The 15,724-nt window shown below is 66.2% G+C and carries 15 protein-coding genes, 1 tRNA gene and 1 pseudogene; 8 read left to right on the plus strand and 9 right to left on the minus strand.

The window, feature by feature from the left end; all coding sequences use genetic code 11:
- Positions 1–235 (plus strand): annotated as a pseudogene (locus tag MFF42_RS08585) (L,D-transpeptidase family protein); the annotation flags it as partial.
- Positions 236–379: 144 nt separating this feature from the next.
- A complete protein-coding gene (locus MFF42_RS08590) occupies positions 380–907 on the plus strand; it encodes a Dps family protein (protein WP_238255360.1) in 528 nt (175 codons plus the stop codon).
- A 313-nt stretch (positions 908–1,220) separates the two neighbouring features.
- Here MFF42_RS08590 and MFF42_RS08595 read toward each other — a convergent pair whose 3' ends face one another.
- Both MFF42_RS08595 and MFF42_RS08600 read right to left on the minus strand, forming a co-directional pair.
- A complete protein-coding gene (locus MFF42_RS08595) occupies positions 1,221–3,923 on the minus strand; it encodes a bifunctional acetate--CoA ligase family protein/GNAT family N-acetyltransferase (RefSeq protein WP_238255361.1) in 2,703 nt (900 codons plus the stop codon).
- 46 nt (positions 3,924–3,969) lie between these two features.
- Positions 3,970–4,146 (minus strand): hypothetical protein, encoded by a 177-nt coding sequence (locus tag MFF42_RS08600; RefSeq protein WP_238255362.1) that lies wholly within the window; start codon positions 4,144–4,146, stop codon positions 3,970–3,972.
- Between the two features lie 120 nt (positions 4,147–4,266).
- Here MFF42_RS08600 and MFF42_RS08605 point away from each other — a divergent pair, with 120 nt between their 5' ends.
- The 3 genes from MFF42_RS08605 (at position 4,267) to MFF42_RS08615 (ending at position 7,084) form a co-directional block, all read left to right on the plus strand.
- Positions 4,267–4,917, plus strand: a complete 651-nt coding sequence (locus MFF42_RS08605; protein ID WP_238255363.1) for a class II aldolase/adducin family protein — start codon at positions 4,267–4,269, stop codon at positions 4,915–4,917.
- Positions 4,918–5,590: 673 nt separating this feature from the next.
- Entirely contained in the window at positions 5,591–6,106 is a 516-nt protein-coding gene (locus MFF42_RS08610; RefSeq protein WP_238255364.1) for a Ros/MucR family transcriptional regulator, read from the plus strand.
- A 195-nt stretch (positions 6,107–6,301) separates the two neighbouring features.
- Complete coding sequence (locus MFF42_RS08615; RefSeq protein ID WP_238255365.1) at positions 6,302–7,084, plus strand: restriction endonuclease; 783 nt, start codon at positions 6,302–6,304, stop codon at positions 7,082–7,084.
- 2 nt (positions 7,085–7,086) lie between these two features.
- Here the strand turns inward: MFF42_RS08615 and MFF42_RS08620 are convergent, their stop codons facing one another.
- On the minus strand, positions 7,087–8,379 hold the full coding sequence (locus MFF42_RS08620) for a PepSY-associated TM helix domain-containing protein (protein WP_238255366.1): 1,293 nt from the start codon (positions 8,377–8,379) through the stop codon (positions 7,087–7,089).
- 464 nt (positions 8,380–8,843) lie between these two features.
- On the opposite strand from MFF42_RS08620, the gene MFF42_RS08625 reads away from it, so the two are divergent.
- Positions 8,844–11,030, plus strand: coding sequence for a transglycosylase domain-containing protein (locus MFF42_RS08625; RefSeq protein WP_238255367.1), 2,187 nt, complete (start codon positions 8,844–8,846; stop codon positions 11,028–11,030).
- Between the two features lie 222 nt (positions 11,031–11,252).
- Positions 11,253–11,570: a hypothetical protein gene (locus MFF42_RS08630; RefSeq protein ID WP_238255368.1), complete on the plus strand. Its 318-nt coding sequence runs from the start codon at positions 11,253–11,255 to the stop codon at positions 11,568–11,570.
- 65 nt (positions 11,571–11,635) lie between these two features.
- Here the strand turns inward: MFF42_RS08630 and MFF42_RS08635 are convergent, their stop codons facing one another.
- A complete protein-coding gene (locus MFF42_RS08635; protein WP_238255369.1) occupies positions 11,636–11,830 on the minus strand; it encodes a hypothetical protein in 195 nt (64 codons plus the stop codon).
- A gap of 38 nt (positions 11,831–11,868) precedes the next feature.
- Here MFF42_RS08635 and MFF42_RS08640 point away from each other — a divergent pair.
- Positions 11,869–11,980: transfer RNA gene (locus MFF42_RS08640), tRNA-OTHER, on the plus strand.
- A 398-nt stretch (positions 11,981–12,378) separates the two neighbouring features.
- Here the strand turns inward: MFF42_RS08640 and MFF42_RS08645 are convergent.
- The 5 genes from MFF42_RS08645 to MFF42_RS08665 form a co-directional block, all read right to left on the minus strand.
- Positions 12,379–12,783, minus strand: coding sequence for a hypothetical protein (locus MFF42_RS08645; RefSeq protein ID WP_238255370.1), 405 nt, complete (start codon positions 12,781–12,783; stop codon positions 12,379–12,381).
- 225 nt (positions 12,784–13,008) lie between these two features.
- On the minus strand, positions 13,009–13,566 hold the full coding sequence (locus MFF42_RS08650) for a type II toxin-antitoxin system VapC family toxin (RefSeq protein WP_238255371.1): 558 nt from the start codon (positions 13,564–13,566) through the stop codon (positions 13,009–13,011).
- A gap of 1 nt (position 13,567) precedes the next feature.
- Positions 13,568–14,341 (minus strand): hypothetical protein, encoded by a 774-nt coding sequence (locus tag MFF42_RS08655; RefSeq protein WP_238255372.1) that lies wholly within the window; start codon positions 14,339–14,341, stop codon positions 13,568–13,570.
- Between the two features lie 63 nt (positions 14,342–14,404).
- The gene (locus MFF42_RS08660) at positions 14,405–15,349 is read right to left on the minus strand and encodes an IS1595 family transposase (RefSeq protein ID WP_238255373.1); all 945 of its coding nucleotides are present in this window, start codon (positions 15,347–15,349) and stop codon (positions 14,405–14,407) included.
- Positions 15,350–15,505: 156 nt separating this feature from the next.
- Positions 15,506–15,724 (minus strand): hypothetical protein (locus MFF42_RS08665; RefSeq protein WP_238255374.1); only part of this gene is annotated, 219 nt, incomplete at its 5' end.

Here is a 15,724-nt window from a genome sequence, read left to right on the forward strand (position 1 = left end):
CGGCCCTGCGCCGGCCGCGCCCGCCAAGCCGGCATCGTCGCCGGCATCGGCCAAGCCCGCCCCGGCCAGGCCGGCGGCGGCCAAGGACGCGCCCGCGTCTCCGGCGCCCGCCGCGTCGCCGCCCGCCCCTGCCGTCCCGCAGAAGCCGCAGGCCCGCAAGGCCGCGCCGCCCGCGCGCGGGCAGGATGCCGAACCGGTCCTCCTGCCGCCCGGACTCGTCGGCGGGCGCGGCTGACGGCGCCACGCCTTTCCGCATCCCATCCACAGCACCGCAGCCATGCGGGGCGGAACAAAGCCTCCGATTCCCTCATTCTGCCGATCGAGTGCCGGCGCGGTTGTCGCCGGCTGGACTTCGGTTGCAGACTGTTAGGAACTTCCCATGGCCAAGGCTAAGCCGCGCGTCTCCAGCGATCGGCTCAACACTCCGACCGATCTCGATCCGAACGACGTCAAGAAGATCTCCGAGGGCCTCACCGTCCTCCTGTCGGATCTCTTCGCGCTCTACATCAAGACCAAAAATTTCCACTGGCATGTCAGCGGGCCGAATTTCCGCGACTACCACCTGCTGCTCGATGAGCAGTCCGAGCAGATCTTCGGCATCATCGACGCGGTCGGCGAGCGCGCCCGCAAGATCGGCGGCACGACCCTGCGCTCGCTCGGTCAGGCCGACCAGCTCAAGCGCGTTCCGGACAACAACGCGGAGTATGTGAGCCCGCTGGAGATGCTCAAGGAGCTGCGCGACGACAACAAGGCGCTGACCGCCAACATGCGCGAGCTGCACGGCATCACCGACGAGGCCAACGACGTCTCGACCACGAGCCTGCTGGAAGAGTGGATCGACCAGTCCGAGGAGCGGACGTGGTTCCTCTACGAGTCGACCCGCGAGGCCACCGAGGGCGGTCACTGATCCGTTCTCCGGCACCCGAGTGCGGAGGAGCCGCCGACCTGAGAAGGTCGGCGGCTTTCTTCATTCCGGGCGGAGCGGCAGTTGATACGGCTTCCGTTTGATCACGTCGGGCTCTCCTTCGTCATTGCGAGGCGAAGCCGTGGCAATCCAGTGCGCGACCATTCCGCAGAGGTCGCGCGCTGGATCGCTTCGGCTCCGCCTCGCGATGACGAGATGGACAAGGCACGAGGTGATCAGCCGGAAACCTTATTCTACGACTTTCGGTGATCCCTCGGATCTCGCCCGGCTTCGGCGAGGGACGACGGACCGCCGGCTACGTCCCGACCTTCAAGACCGCCTTCACGAGGCTCGGATCGTCCGGCATCGGATGCTCCACGAAGCCGAGATGGCGGCAGACCGCCCGCATCGGCCGGTTCTCGGCGAGCACGCTGCCTTCGACGCAGCCGATTCCCTCGGCCCGCGCCCAGTCGATCATCATCCGCATCAGGGCGACGCCGAGGCCGGTCCCCTTGATGTCGGAGCGAACCAAGATCGCGAACTCGCCCGCGTCGTGGTTGGCGTCGGCGTGCAGGCGCACGGCGCCGAGCATGCGCCGCCCCTCCTCCTCCGCCTCGTCGATGGCAACGAAGGCGATGGCGCGGGAGTAATCGAGCTGGGTCAGCCGGGCGAGGAAGGCGTGGCTGAAGTCGCGGACGGGGGCGAAGAAGCGCAGACGCACGTCCTCCGGATCGACCTGCGCGAAGAAGCTGCGGAACATGTCCTCGTCGTCCGGCCGCACCGGCCTGACGTTCACGCACCGCTCCCCGACATCGAGACGCCGTTCCCAATCGGACGGATAGGGGCGAATCGCGAAGCGCGGGTGCCAGTTGCCCCGGCGTCGTTCCGTGGGGCCGGGTTCCGGCGCGATGCGCACGCGCGCGTCGAGGGCGATCGCGCCGTCGGCGTCGGCCAGGAGCGGGTTGATGTCGAGTTCGCGCACCGCCGGCAGGTCGGCGGCGAGCTGGGCGAGCTTCACCAGCAGCAGGGCAATCGCCTGCAGGTCCGCCGCCGGGACGTCGCGATAGGCTTCGAGCCGCCGGGCGACGCGGGTGCGGCCGATCAGCTCACTCGCGAGCGCGAGGTCGAGGGGCGGCAGCGCGAGGGCGCGGTCGTCGATCACCTCCACCGCCGTGCCGCCGCGCCCGAACACGACCACCGGCCCGAACACCGGATCCTCGGCGAGCCCCGCGATCAGCTCCCGCCCCTGCGGCCGGCGCAGCATCGGCTGCACGGCGAAGCCCGCCACCCGCGCATCGGGCCGCAGCTCTCGCACCCGCGCGATCATCGCGTGCGCCGCCTCGCGCACGTCCGCCTCCGAGGTGAGGCCGAGGCGCACCCCGCCGACCTCCGACTTGTGCACCACGTCGGGCGAGACGAGCTTGAGCACCACCGTGCCGCCGCCCGCGATCAGCGGCCAGGCGGCGGCCGCGGCGCCGTCGGGATCGGGGGCGAGCGTCACCGGCACCGAAACGATCCGGTAGGCGGTCAGCAGCTCGGTCACGGCGTGCGGATCGAGCCAGCTGCGCCCCTCGGCCAGGGCCTGCTCCACGATCCGGCGCGCGGCGGCGACGTCCGGCGAGAAATCGCGCGGCAGAGCGTCCGGCGTGCGCATCAGGTCGGTCTGGGCCTCGCGGTAGCGCACGAGGTGCAGGAAGCCCTCGACCGCGTCGGCATCGGTGGCGAAGAGCGGGATCTTGGCCTCGGCGTAGATCGCCCGGATCGCCTCGTCCTCGCCGATCGAGACGGCGAAGACCGGCTTGCGGCGCCCGGCGGCGCGGGCTTTGGCGACGGTGCCGGCCACGGTCTCGGCCACCTCGCGGCTGCCCGCCCGCGCCGTCGGCACGTGGACGGCGACGACGGCGTCGCTGTCGCGGCCCGCGAGCAACGGTTCGAGCGCGCGGACATAGTCGTCCGGCACCGCGTCGATGCCGAGATCGAGTGGGTTGGCCTGCCGTCCGTGCCGCACCGGGGCGAGGCTCTCCAGCGTCGCCTCGGCCGGCGCCGCCAGCGTGCCGCCGCGATCGGTGAGCCGGTCGGCGGCGAGCGCCCCGATGCCGCGCCCGTTGGAGACGATCATCAGCCGGTTGCCGGGGAAGGGCCGCTGGCGGCCGAGGGTCTCCACGGCGGAGAACATGGCGTCGAGCCCGTCCACCGCCAGCAGTCCCGCCCGGCGGAAGGCGGCCTCGTAGACGGCGCCGGGGCGGGCGAGCGCGCCGGTATGGGTCTCCGGCTGGCGGCCCGGCGCCTCGTGGCGGCCGGTGCGGAGCACCACGACCGGCTTGGCGCGGGCCGCCGCCCGCGCGGCGGTCAGAAATTTCCGCGCATCCGCGACGTGGTGCAGGGACAGGATGATCGCGCGGGTGTGGTAATCCTCGGCGAAGTGATCGAGGCAGTCGGCGATGTCGATGTCGGCGGAGCGGCCCAACGTCATCACCGCCGAGAAGCCGACCCCGTGGCGCCACCCCCACTCGGCGATGGCCGAGGCGACGGTGCCGGATTGCGAGATGAGGGCGAGGTCTCCCGGCTTGGGCGGGCGCGCGAGCAGGGTCGCGTTCAGGCCGCGCGCCGGCACGCTCAGCCCGATGCTGTCCGGGCCGATCAGCCGCAGGCCGTGCTGCCGCGCCGCCGCCTGGGCCGCGCTGACTGGGGCCGCCTCGCCGTGGCCGAGATGGGCGGACAGGATGACCGCCGCCGCGGCGCCGATCCGGCCCGCCTCGTCCACGATCGCCGGAACCGCCGCCGGGGGCGTCGCGATCATGACGAGATCGGGAGGCTCGGGCATGTCGGCGAGGCGCGGGCTGCAGGCCAGCCCGTCGACGCTGGCCTCGCGCGGGTGGACCGGGACGATGTCGCCGGCGAATCCGCCGGCGCGCAGGCCGTCGATGATCGCCCGGCCGACGGAGCCGGGGCGATCGCCCGCTCCCACCACGGCGATGCGGCGCGGCGCGAGCAGAGCCTCGAATCGATAGGTGCTCATGCGCCGCCTATAGCATTCCGCGGCGTGAGGCCGAGCGACAAAGGCTTCAAACGGCGGCGCGATCGGAGGACGGTAAGGTCTTCTCGTCCCGCGGCAGCACGAATATCTCGTGTTGCTTGAAGACCTTGGGCCAATGCTCGCGCTCGGCGAGGCGGCGGGCCGCACCGAGGGTGAGGTGCTGCGTCCGGGCGATCTCGGTGAGGCTGACCCATCCGTGTTTCACAGGCAGGCTCCTGCGGATAGTGTCGTTCGGCGGTCTTGCCGGCTCGACGGTCCAACCGCGCCTGACCGGGCCCGTTCCAGGCTCGCGTCCTCGATCGGTCTCTTACCCGAGGAGTTGTCCGTGCCGACTTTCGCGATCCGCCAAGCGATGGTCGAGTCGATGCGCCGGATGCTCGATCTCGGGCTCAGCCAGGGGACTTCGGGCAACCTCTCGGTTCGATCCGGGGCGGGCTTTCTCGTCACCCCCTCCGGGATTCCCGCCGAGCAGCTCAGCCCCGACGACCTCGTCGCGATGGATTTCGAGGGGCGCTGGGACCATCCGCTCGCGCCCTCCTCCGAGTGGCGGTTCCATCGCGACATCCTGGCGGCCCGGCCGGAGATCGGCGCCGTGGTCCACGCCCACCCGCCCTACGCGACGGGCTTCGCGATCTGCGGCCGCGAGATCCCGGCGGTGCATTACATGATCGCCATGGCCGGCGGACCGACCATCCGCTGCGCTCCCTACGCGCCCTACGGCACGCAGCGCCTCTCCGATTTCGCCCTCGACGCCCTCAAAGGCCGCAGCGCCTGCCTGCTCGCCAACCACGGCATGATCGCCACCGGCCCCAACCTGTCGAAGGCGATGTGGCTCGCCGTCGAAGTCGAGGCCCTGTGCCGCCAATATGCCATCGCCCTGCAGGTCGGCACGCCGGTGGTCCTGTCCGACGCCGAAGTCGCCGAAACGGTCGAGCGCTTCCGATCCTACGGCCCGCGGGAAAAATCCGGTCACTGATCCTTGCCGGGACCGGTTTGAATGCCGCCGATGATGTCGCGAGCCGTTCCGCTCCCATCACGCTCCGCAGGGGCCGACGAGGCCGGCCTCAACCGCGGACGATGGGACGTCGCGCGGATCCTGAAATCGTCGTCCGAGCAAACGTTCGCCGGATGAGATTGGAGCAGGGGCGCAAGGTGGGATCGCCGAGACTGCTTTGTCCCGGCATTCGATGCCATAAATCCATATTATTATATCTTAGTAGCCTGGACTGACGACCGTCTGCCTCGAGATCCGATCACCCGTCGTCGATATGACCGCTCTGCAACCGTGCCACGGCGGCCATCATCCGCCCCGGCCGCCTGCAACCTCTCGAGCGAGTCGGGCTCACGCCGCTGCACCAATTCGGCCAGCGTTCTCTACGCAATCCTCCTGACTTGAACTCTTGCGTTGTGGCTGAATTTGGCCGGTATCGTGGAATTTAGAATGCGTCTTTTCTCGCAAATGGGTCGCTGACCTGGGCAAAAGTTGAATTGATTTCTGTCGGACCCAAAAATCCGTCTTGCGGCAAAACCGATCAAAGGTTAAATCCTGCGCCATTCAGCGCAGTCACTCCGTGCTCCGCAATGATGGCGCCGCCCCCGCGGCGCGTAATGGGGCACGTCGGTTGCACATATCAGAAGGGATATTGAGGATGTCGCTCGAGGATAGCTCCACTGGCGATTACGTAACTCTGGCCGTTGACATCGTGTCGGCCTACGTGGGGAACAACTCGCTGGCGGTCGGGGAATTGCCCGGCCTGATCACGTCGGTCCACGGCGCTCTCGCCCAGCTGTCGAACAAGCCGGCCGAGCCCGAGCAGCCGGCTCTGACCCCGGCCGTGTCGATCCGGCGCTCGATTCAGCAGGATTTCCTCATCTGCCTTGAGGACGGCAAGAAGTTCAAGTCGCTCAAGCGGCACCTTCGGACCCGCTACAACCTCTCGCCGGACGAGTATCGCGCGCGCTGGAACCTGCCGGACGACTATCCGATGGTGGCTCCGAGCTACGCCGCCACCCGTTCGGAACTCGCCCGGACCATGGGCCTCGGCCAGCAGCGTCGGAAATGGCCCGCGAAGGTCGCGCCCGAGGCCGCGCCGGAATCGGCCCAGGACAGCAGCGCCTCGGCGCCGCGCCGCCGAGGCCGGGCCAAGTCGGGGGACGCGGCCTGAACGCGCGAACGGTGAGCGACGTCTGGCCGTCACCCGCCGGTCGATGCGGGCCGAAGAGGCTTATCCACACATGATGCCCTGCCGCCTCGCCGGGCGCCGGACGATGGGGCGGCGGCGTTAGAAGTCGGGCAACCCGTTGACCGGAACAGTTCCCGCGGATGCCGGGCTCAGGCCCGGACGCTTGCGGGAGACGTGATGTCCGGCCGGTCGCCCACTGCCACGCGCCTGTTCTGGACCGTCGTCCTCGGGGGAGGCGCCGGTCTCCGCTACGGCGCACCAGCCTTCGCCGCGACCGGGGCGGCGTGCCTCGCAATCCTGCTGATCCGCCTCGACCGCCCGCGCCGGTTCCGCTCGCTGGTGCGCCGGATCGCCCGGCGTCACGCCGCGACTTTGGCCCTGAGACGGCGGCAGGAATGCTTCCTCGACGCCTACGGCAACACCATCGAGGACGGCTGGCTGCGCGAGCGCGAGTACTTCGTGGAGCGCACGGTCCTGCCGCTGGTGGAGGAGCGCGGCTTCTCCGACTACGTCGAGCCGCGCTTCGACGAGATGGTGGCGATCGTCGAGCGGGTCGCCTGCGCGCACGAACTGCCCGACGCGATCGACACGCCGGAGGATGGCGTCGCCTACGAGCGGTACTGCGCCGAGCTCCTGGGCGAAGCGGGGTGGGATGCCCGGCCGACGGGGGCGAGCGGCGACCAGGGCTGCGACGTCATCGCGGAGAAGGCCGGTCTGCGCCTCGTCGTTCAGTGCAAGCGCTACACGCGCCCGGTCGGCAACGCGGCGGTGCAGGAGGTCGCGGCGGCGGCGCTGCACTGGTCCGGCGACATGGCGGCCGTGGTCTCGAATGCCGGCTTCACACCCGCCGCCCGCAAGCTCGCCGGCACGACCGGCGTGCTGCTCCTGCACCACGACGACCTCGCGACGCTGGTCCCGACGCGCCGGCCCGGCCGTCGCGTCACGACGGCCGGGCGCTGAACCTATTCCGCCGGTACGGGCCGGCCCGCGGGCAGTGCGACGGCCTTGCGGCGCACGGAGAGCCGCGCCGCGCGCTTGCGCCACCAGATCACCACGCCGGTGACCGAGAGCATCGCCACGACGAGGCCCATGAACGAGATCAGGATGCGCCCCGGAAGGCCGAGGATGCGGCCGGAATGGACCGGGAACTGCGCCTGCACGAAGATGTCGGCGGCGGTGCCGACCCAGGGCTGGCGGTCGCCGATCACCCGTCCGTCCCCGCCGTCGAAGTAGATCGCCGCCGGGCCGACGCCCGCGGCGCCGTGGTCGTCGCCGGGCTCGAAGAAGCGCGCGGTGTAGAAGCCCTGCATCGTCGAGTAGGCCAGCGCGCCGACCGGCTCCTTCCAGCCGCGGCGCTGCCCCTCCGCCTGCGCCGATTCGAGGATCCGGGCGTAGTCCACCCCCGGCTCGATCGGCTTGAGCGGCGAGACGAAGGGGCGAGTGTTCGACGGGTCGGGCGTCAGCTGCGAGACGCTCGACATCAGCGGCAGGAACACTTCCCGGTAGAGATTGAGCGAGAACGCCGTGAAGGCGAGCACGAACAGCAGCGCGAAGGTCCAGAGGCTGAAGGCGCGGTGCAGATCGAAGGTGATCCGGTAGGGGCTGCCCGAGGTCTTCACCTTCCAGGCCGGCTTCCAGCGCGACCACCAGCCCCGGCCGAGCTGCCGCTCGACCGCGGCCGGACGGTCCGGGTTGCGCGCCTTGCGCACCGGCAGGGTCAAGTAGAAGCCGACGAACGAATCGAGCACCCAGACGAAGGCGACGATCCCCAGCAGCCAGATTCCCCAGCGCTCCTCGCCCCACATCTCCGGCAGGTGCAGGGAGTAGTGCAGCTTGTACAGGAACGAGATCAGCGTCTCGCGGGTGATCGGCCAGACCTGGCCCCATTCCCGCCGGCCGAGCTCGGCCCCCGTCACGGGATCGAGGAAGACCTGATTGTAGCCGAGCTTGTACAGGCTCCCCGTTCCCGCATCGACCCGCGGCACCACGAACAGCGACAGCGACTCGCCGGGCTCCGCCGCCAGCGGCAGGTAGGCGACGCGGGCATGCGGCTCACGCGCCTCGAACTGCCGCGCGAGGTCGAGGGCGGGGATCGCCGCGCCGCGGCTCTCGACGGTGTGGAGATGCGGGTTGAGCCAGTCGTCGAGCTCGTGGTCCCAGGAGATCACCGCGCCGGTGAGCCCCGCCACGAGCAGGAAGGCGGCGATCGCCAAGCCCGCCCAGCGGTGGAGGAGAACGAAAACGGAGCGCGCCATGAACCCTCAAGCCTCGTTCCGGGACGGGCCGGCCCGTCGGAGAAGGAATGGCCATCCGGCCCTGGGACGAACGGGACCCGATCCGGCCCCTCGTGCGTGCCCTCGTGCCAGCGCGGCCAGGGCGGGACCGTCGATAAAGGTTGCGCGGACGATGCGCCAGCCCTCGGGCGACACGATCGCATCGTGCGCGAGACGCTTACGCGTGAAGATCCGGTAAAGGCCGGCGGGGGGCGCTCCGGCTGGTTTATTAACCCTTAAACCCGCCGCATTTACTGTCACTGACGCAAGGGGCGAGCCGCCGTTCCGCAGGGCGGGCCGGCCCGTTCGACGGGGGTGATCCGGCGGAAGATCGACGCGCGGATTCCGAGTAAGGGGAGCACGGTCGCGGGAGCCTCGAGATCCCTCGAGGAGGATCGTCGGAGGACAAGTCCTCGCGGATCGATCGTCCCGGACGCATGGAACGCATGGCGCAGTCTCGCGGACGCAAACCACGCAGCGAACCGACCTTCGACATCCCGGAGGGGAGCGAGCCGGGCCGTCTCGACGTGCGCCTGTCGCGCAACGACCGGTCCGCGGGCGCGCAACGGGCTTCGTCCGGACGCGCCGCGTCGCCACCGAAGGCGCGCGCGCGCAAGGCGTCCGGCGGCGGCGGCCGGCGCCCGCCGCGTCGGCGCTCCTGGCTCGGCCGCCTGGTCTATGCCGGCGTCGTCCTGGGGATCTGGGCCGTGATCGGGCTGGCCGGCCTCATCGCCTACCACGCCTCGCAACTGCCGCCGATCGACCAGCTCGCGGTGCCGAAGCGTCCGCCCAACATCGCGATCCTCGCGAGCGACGGCAGCCTGCTCGCCAACCGCGGCGAGACCGGCGGACGGGTCGTCTCGATCAAGGAACTGCCGCCCTACCTGCCCCGCGCCTTCGTTGCCATCGAGGACCGGCGCTTCTACGACCATTTCGGCATCGATCCGATCGGTATCGCCCGCGCGATCACGCAGAACCTCACCCGGCGCGGCGTGGCCCAGGGCGGCTCGACGCTGACCCAGCAGCTCGCCAAGAACCTGTTCCTCACCCCGGAGCGCTCCGCCTCGCGGAAGATCCAGGAGGCGATCCTGGCGCTGTGGCTGGAGCACAAATACACCAAGGACGAGATCCTCGAACTCTACCTCAACCGGGTCTATTTCGGCGCCGGCGCCTACGGCGTCGAGGCGGCGGCGCAGCGCTATTTCGGAAAGCCCGCTAAGAACGTGACGCTGGCGGAAGCCGCCATGCTCGGCGGCCTCGTGCAGGCTCCCTCGCGGCTCGCGCCCAACCGCAACCTGAAGGCCGCGCAGGCCCGGGCCGCCCAGGTGCTCGCCGCCATGGAGGAACTCGGTTTCGCCAAGAGCCCCGACGTGAAGGTGGCGCTGGCGCAGCCGGCGCGACCCGCCTCGACCCGCGGCGGCGGCTCGCCGAACTACGTCGCCGACCTCGTGATGGACGTGCTCGACGACTTCCTGCCGAAGTTCGACGACGACATCGTCGTCGCCACCACCGTGGATGCGGGGATGCAGACGGCGGGCGAGAAGGCGCTCACCGACGAGCTGAACGCCAAGGGCAGCCGCTACAACGTGGCCCAGGGCGCGCTCGTCTCGATGCGGCCCGACGGGGCGATCCGGGCGCTCGTGGGCGGGCGCGACTACGCGCAGAGCCAGTTCAACCGCGCCACCACCGCCAAGCGCCAGCCGGGCTCGGCCTTCAAGCCCTTCGTCTACCTCGCCGCGGTCGAGCGCGGCCTGACCCCGGACACCATCCGCGACGACGCCCCCGTGCGGATCGGCAACTGGGCGCCGGAGAACTACTCGCACAATTACCGCGGCCCGGTTTCCCTGCGCGAGGCGCTGGCGCTCTCGCTCAACACGGTGGCGGTGAAGCTCGGTCAGGAGGTCGGCCCGAAGGCGGTGGTGCAGACCGCCCAGCGGCTCGGCATCTCCTCGCCGCTCCAGGCCAACGGCTCGATCGCGCTCGGCACCTCCGAGGTGACGCCGCTCGAACTGGTGGGGGCCTACTGCGCCTTCGCCAACGGCGGCACCGGCGTGATCCCCTACGTCATCGCGAGCATCAAGAGCGCCACCGGCAAGGTGCTGTACAAGCGCGGCGAGGGCGGCCTCGGCCGCGTCATCGACCCCAACGCCGTCGGCATGATGAACGCCATGATGCACGACGTCTTCACCATGGGCACGGCGAAGAAGGCCGACATCCCCGGCTGGGAACTGGCCGGCAAGACCGGCACCAGCCAGGAGTTCCGGGACGCGTGGTTCGTCGGCTACTCGGCCACGCTGGTGACCGGGGTCTGGCTCGGCAACGACGACGGCGAGCCGACCAAGCGGGCCTCGGGCGGCAGCCTGCCGGTCGAGATCTGGAAGGCGTACATGACCACGGCGCTCAAGGGCGAGAAGCCGGTCGGCCTGCCGGGCCTCAACCGCTGGCGCGCTCCGCGGCCCGAGGCGGCGCCCGAGCGCGAGTCCGGCCCCGGCGGCCTGATCGGTGCGCTGCTCGGCGAGCCCGAGCAGACGGCCTCCGCCCTCCCCCCGCGCCCGGTTCCCGGTGCCCGGGAGCGCGGCCCGAGTCGGGACGACCGCAACTTCCTCGAGAAGCTGTTCGGGGTCGGCGAGTAAGGGGCTCGTTCAAGAGAACCCCGCAGCGCCGCCGCGACCGAACGGCAGCGGCCGGTGTTCGAGCGTTCTCCTGGGGCGTGCCAAGCTTTGCCGGTTTCTCCCGGCAGGGGCGCTCATCCCTCCCGCCGTGCCCTCGGCGAGAAACATTTGGCGATTATGCACTTTGCAAACCGCCCGCTATGATCGACGCTTAGGTTGTGATTCGCGGCGAAAGGGCGGGACGTGGATACCTATTGCGTGACATTTCGGATTGCCGACAAAACGGTAAACGGGCGAACCTATGCCGAACGTCGGCAGCAGTTAGTGGACAATGTATACAGAGATGGGCATGGCTACTGGGAAGAAACGACTTCATTCTTCCTTGTTGAGTCAAGTCTCAACACGCCGACTTTCTGCAAAGAGGCCACCAATGGTCTGAGCGAGGACCATGATATAGTCGTAGTTTTTGACCCAAAGGATATGTCGGCATCTTATTTCGGGCCAGTGAAGCACTCCGATGTGCTCCGCTACTTCTTCCCGCGCCTCCAAAAGTCGCCGTGAACGTCAATCGGCACACCGAGAAGGCGCGCGAAGCCCATTACGAGGCGTAGGCGCATAGCAATCTCCTATGGCTTTTCAGGCTTAGGCGGCCTTTCCTGAGGTGCTGGCGCCTTTGCCAGCTTTCTCACACGCTCCGCGAACCGCTCGGGATCGTCATCGGTCCCAAGTTCCTGAGCGGCTTTGATGAACCGCTCGGATTGGGTGAGACCGTCGTCCGCTTCGGCCTGTCCCTTGTTCTTGTTTTCGCCGCCCACGCCCATGGCCTTGCTCCGTGCGAATGCATGCCCATCTTAGCTATGCGGGCGTGGCGGAATTGGTAGACGCAGCGCCTTGCCTAGTGGCCTCGTGAGGCTTCTAGGAAGGCGTTGAGGCGCGAGCGTCGTGCGGGTTCGATCCCGTCGCCCGCACCATGCACTCAAACGATGATACCGGATTCTACGAAGTAAGTTGGTCCGCTGATGCAGCGAACCAATAGGCTTTGTTGCTTGCAAACATATGGCGATATTGCACTTGACGTACCCAAAGGCCAGAGAGCTATTCGCGCTCTCTGTCTAGCCATTCCCAAACGTCAGGCTGCAGAAAGCCACTGCGCTTTGATGCGTCACGAGAAATCTCAACTATGAAAACTCGGTCGTCCTCTCCCAGCAACGGCTTAATTATATCAAACCAAGCATCTGCAGAGCGCCTAGTGTATAATATCCAACAATTTGGCGCATAATATATCCAGTCTTTCGCAAGATTGAATTTCTTTTTGAATTTCTCGAACTTTTCGCCCTTACCCCGTGTATCGAAGGCAACGTGAATAAAACTATTCATCGCCAACGTCCTGCGCTCTGGAAATTCGAGGTTGAGCCTGAGGGTTTTCTATTGCGGTCCCCTCTATGATAGTTTCCTGTCCCTTTGTTTGGGCCTCGAACTTTTTATAATCTACAAACTCGGCCCCTTCCAGCACAGCCTGTGCTGGATTTCTCTCAGCGAATTTTTGTGTTGAACTTATCCACCAAACAACAACAGCAGTTACTATTAAACCGGCGAATATGAGGGCACAAGACTGCAGTGCGTCAGGGGATATTTTCCACGCGATTACTAGCCATAACGCTATAAGAGCTAAGACAGCGTAGCTGGTCTTGCCAACAATACCCGGTCCAAAACGCACCTCCTTGAAAGGTAGCCGTCGTAGCCAATCTGGAATTTCATTGGAGCCGTTTGGCATTTTGACGCTTCGCTCTAATTACCGCGGTGCTGTGCCGATTTTGAAGGAACAATCTTCCCGAACACTTTGTCCAGCGTCTCGCCTCTGTCTGTCCCAAGCTCGCGGGACAGTTCCTCGCAGCGGCGCCGCTGCTCTGCTGGCGAGAGGGGTTCTGTCTTCGAGCCGGGCGGTTTGGGCCTCCTTCCCTCGGGCGTCAGCTTCTCGGCGCCGAGCTTGGAGCGCTGCTCACTTGGGGGCTTGGGAGTGGTCGGCATAATCAAAACTCATAGAACTTTGCGCGCTTTCAGGGGATACAATCTTCAGATTGTATTTTCCCGCCAGCTTAGGGTTTCCGCTCCAGTCGTACAGGCCCAATAGTGAGATTTTGCTGCCGCGCGAACTGTCGTCACGAGTGTGAAATTCTGAACATTCAAAGATGCTCGCTGTTGCAAGATGGATAGCATCGCCCGAATCCATCATTTTTCCGCCAGCCCCGGCGGGATCTGCTGGTCGGTAGTAATAATCCCTTATCTCCCTTGCTCTTAAAAGTATGTTTTGACTTATTTGCTGCTCAATGAAATGAATGCCATCGAACAGGCGAAGGTACATGCTGTCGTCATGGAAGTGCTTGTCGTTGAGCTTTTTTGGAAGCACTTCCAGATGCGTAATGACTGACGTCACAATGACGTTGGAGCGTTTCTGGTTCTCTTCGAGGAGGTCGGCAACTGCTTCCTTTTTGGTAGGAGATACAGGCTCCGCTCCAAGCCACTCATAAAACATGCAGGCGTCCCAATAGTACGACATCCTAGAGGCCACGGAAAATCTCCTCAACCTCGTCGGATACGCGCGCTCTGCCAGCGAATAGACCGCGCATATTCAATAGATGGTTTTCTTGACTAAGCGGCCTAACTTCCTCAACGTGATGCATGTCGACTTTTACAGGGTGAGGGCTCTCGCTCTCGTAATGCAGCAAGCCGTGTACGCGCACCGTCTTAAATAAGAACTGATGCATCTCCTCCCGCCGACTCTCGGGATATACGCAAACGATCCTTTCAGGCCCCACAACAGGTTTAATCGCGAATTCCGATTTCCCGTCGAAATCATCGACTTTGAGCAATTCACCGACGACTGATCCGCTCGCCGTGACGGTCGCCCACTGCGTCTTTGTAGCCATCGCTTTGCGCATGCTCGCGATGGCTTCAGACCGAACCCGGAAGCTCTGGTCGAAGTTGATGACAGTCTTATCTAAGCTAACCCATATCGCCGTGGCCCCGGTGTGGTGCTCCTTCGGGACTATCTTCGCAAATGCCCTCGCAAGACCTTCGTCAACCCTATCATCGACGGGGGCTCCCGAGGCTACACGCTCGATTTGTTCGAAAGACCAATCGAGAGCGGCGGCCGGATCATAATTCCGCGCGGTGGGAACCGGCGAGAGAGTAAGTTGTGTTGGGTTAATCTTCTCGGCGTTTATGATTTCATAGTCTGTCTGGCGGAACTGGGCACCGAGATAGTTTCTCTCAGCGTGCGCAAGCGCCCCCAACAGGGCTTGCACACGCTCGAGGAATGCGAACGCGAGCACGTTCCCGTGATGACCAGGGTGGCCATTTACATGGACAGTGAACCTTCGCCCTCTCATGGCTTCTTACGCCGCGTTAGATGACTGCCGGTACGTCAGCCGCTTACCCACGATACCATTAACGGTCCGCTCCATGCGAGCGACATCACTTACGCCGAGCTTCACCCGGTTGTTGTGCCGGAAGTCGAACTCCGCGAGGTAGCGGTGCAGGTGCTGCTTGCCGCAGTGCTGATAGATGCCCTTCATGCCGCGCTTGAAGACGGAGAAGTAGCCCTCGACGGTGTTCGTATGAACGATGCCGCGCACGTACTCCTTGGCGGAATGCGTCGTCACCTGATGGTCCGCGAACGTGGCACCGATCTTCGTGTAGATGGCGGACTCGTCGGTGTGCAGCGTGGCTTCCTTGATGATGTTCTCTTCGATGATCGGGCGGATCGTCTCGGGCTTGAGATCGTCCACGACGACGGAACGGACTTTGCCGCTGTCCCGATCCACGAGGGAGACGACCTTCATCTTGTGATGAAAGGCGCGCTTCTTCGGCTTGCCGGGCTCGCGACCGATGAAGGTCTCGTCGGCTTCCACGATGCCACCAGCGCCGGGCATGCCATCAACGCCACCGAACGGGGCTAGCGCGCCTTCGCGCATCGCCTCACGGATTCGGTGCGCGAGGAACCACGCCGTCTTGTATTGAACCTCAAGCACGCGATGCAGTTGGTGCGCGCTGATGCCCTTCTTGGAGGAGCACATCAGATGCACAGCTTGCAGCATCTTATGCAGCGGCATGCGGGCATGCTCGAAAACGGTCCCGACCTTGACCGTAAATTGCTTCTTGCAGTCGCCGCACTTGTGGAGGCCCATGCGGACGCGGGCTTCCTTGTTCGCCTTGATCTTGCCGATACGACCCATGCCGCCGCAGTGCGGACACACCGGACCCTGCGGCCACAGCGTCTTCTCAAGCCAGTCGAACGCGGCTTCTTCGCAATGAAACTGGGGCTGGCTGAGAACGGACATAACTCGGGCTCCGACGCTCAAGCTGTACCGCAAATGCGTTGGGTTTGCAAGCTACATAATCGCCAAACATTTATGGTCCGGCCCGAACCCTGCATGCGGCGTCGCGCCACATTCGCGCCACGTTGCAGGCATGAGCCTTCGACAGCCTGGTGAGGATCAGGGTTTCCCCGACACCTCCTGACCGGCGACGGAAGGAGCGCCCGTGTCGACCCGCCTGCCCGACCGCTGCACGCAAGGCTCACGGGCCGCCGCGCACGGGCCGGGCACTTCCTCCGACGATCGCCGGAGCCCGATCTGATGCTGCCGCACCATCGCTGGTTCTGGCTGCTCATCCTCCTCGCCTCGGGCGGGCAGCCGGCGCTCGACCGGCTGCTC

Source organism: Methylorubrum podarium (assembly GCF_022179745.1).
In the GTDB taxonomy this organism is placed as follows: domain Bacteria; phylum Pseudomonadota; class Alphaproteobacteria; order Rhizobiales; family Beijerinckiaceae; genus Methylobacterium; species Methylobacterium podarium.

Bases quoted from the DNA above. Each gene is read 5' to 3' on its own strand.
- MFF42_RS08590 (WP_238255360.1), top strand. From the start codon at position 380: ATGGCCAAGGCTAAGCCGCGCGTCTCCAGCGATCGGCTCAACACTCCG.
- MFF42_RS08595 (WP_238255361.1), bottom strand. From the start codon at position 3,923: ATGAGCACCTATCGATTCGAGGCTCTGCTCGCGCCGCGCCGCATCGCC.
- MFF42_RS08610 (WP_238255364.1), top strand. From the start codon at position 5,591: ATGTCGCTCGAGGATAGCTCCACTGGCGATTACGTAACTCTGGCCGTT.
- MFF42_RS08615 (WP_238255365.1), top strand. From the start codon at position 6,302: ATGTCCGGCCGGTCGCCCACTGCCACGCGCCTGTTCTGGACCGTCGTC.
- MFF42_RS08620 (WP_238255366.1), bottom strand. From the start codon at position 8,379: ATGGCGCGCTCCGTTTTCGTTCTCCTCCACCGCTGGGCGGGCTTGGCG.
- MFF42_RS08625 (WP_238255367.1), top strand. From the start codon at position 8,844: ATGGCGCAGTCTCGCGGACGCAAACCACGCAGCGAACCGACCTTCGAC.
- MFF42_RS08635 (WP_238255369.1), bottom strand. From the start codon at position 11,830: ATGGGCGTGGGCGGCGAAAACAAGAACAAGGGACAGGCCGAAGCGGAC.
- MFF42_RS08645 (WP_238255370.1), bottom strand. From the start codon at position 12,783: ATGCCAAACGGCTCCAATGAAATTCCAGATTGGCTACGACGGCTACCT.
- MFF42_RS08650 (WP_238255371.1), bottom strand. From the start codon at position 13,566: ATGTCGTACTATTGGGACGCCTGCATGTTTTATGAGTGGCTTGGAGCG.
- MFF42_RS08660 (WP_238255373.1), bottom strand. From the start codon at position 15,349: ATGTCCGTTCTCAGCCAGCCCCAGTTTCATTGCGAAGAAGCCGCGTTC.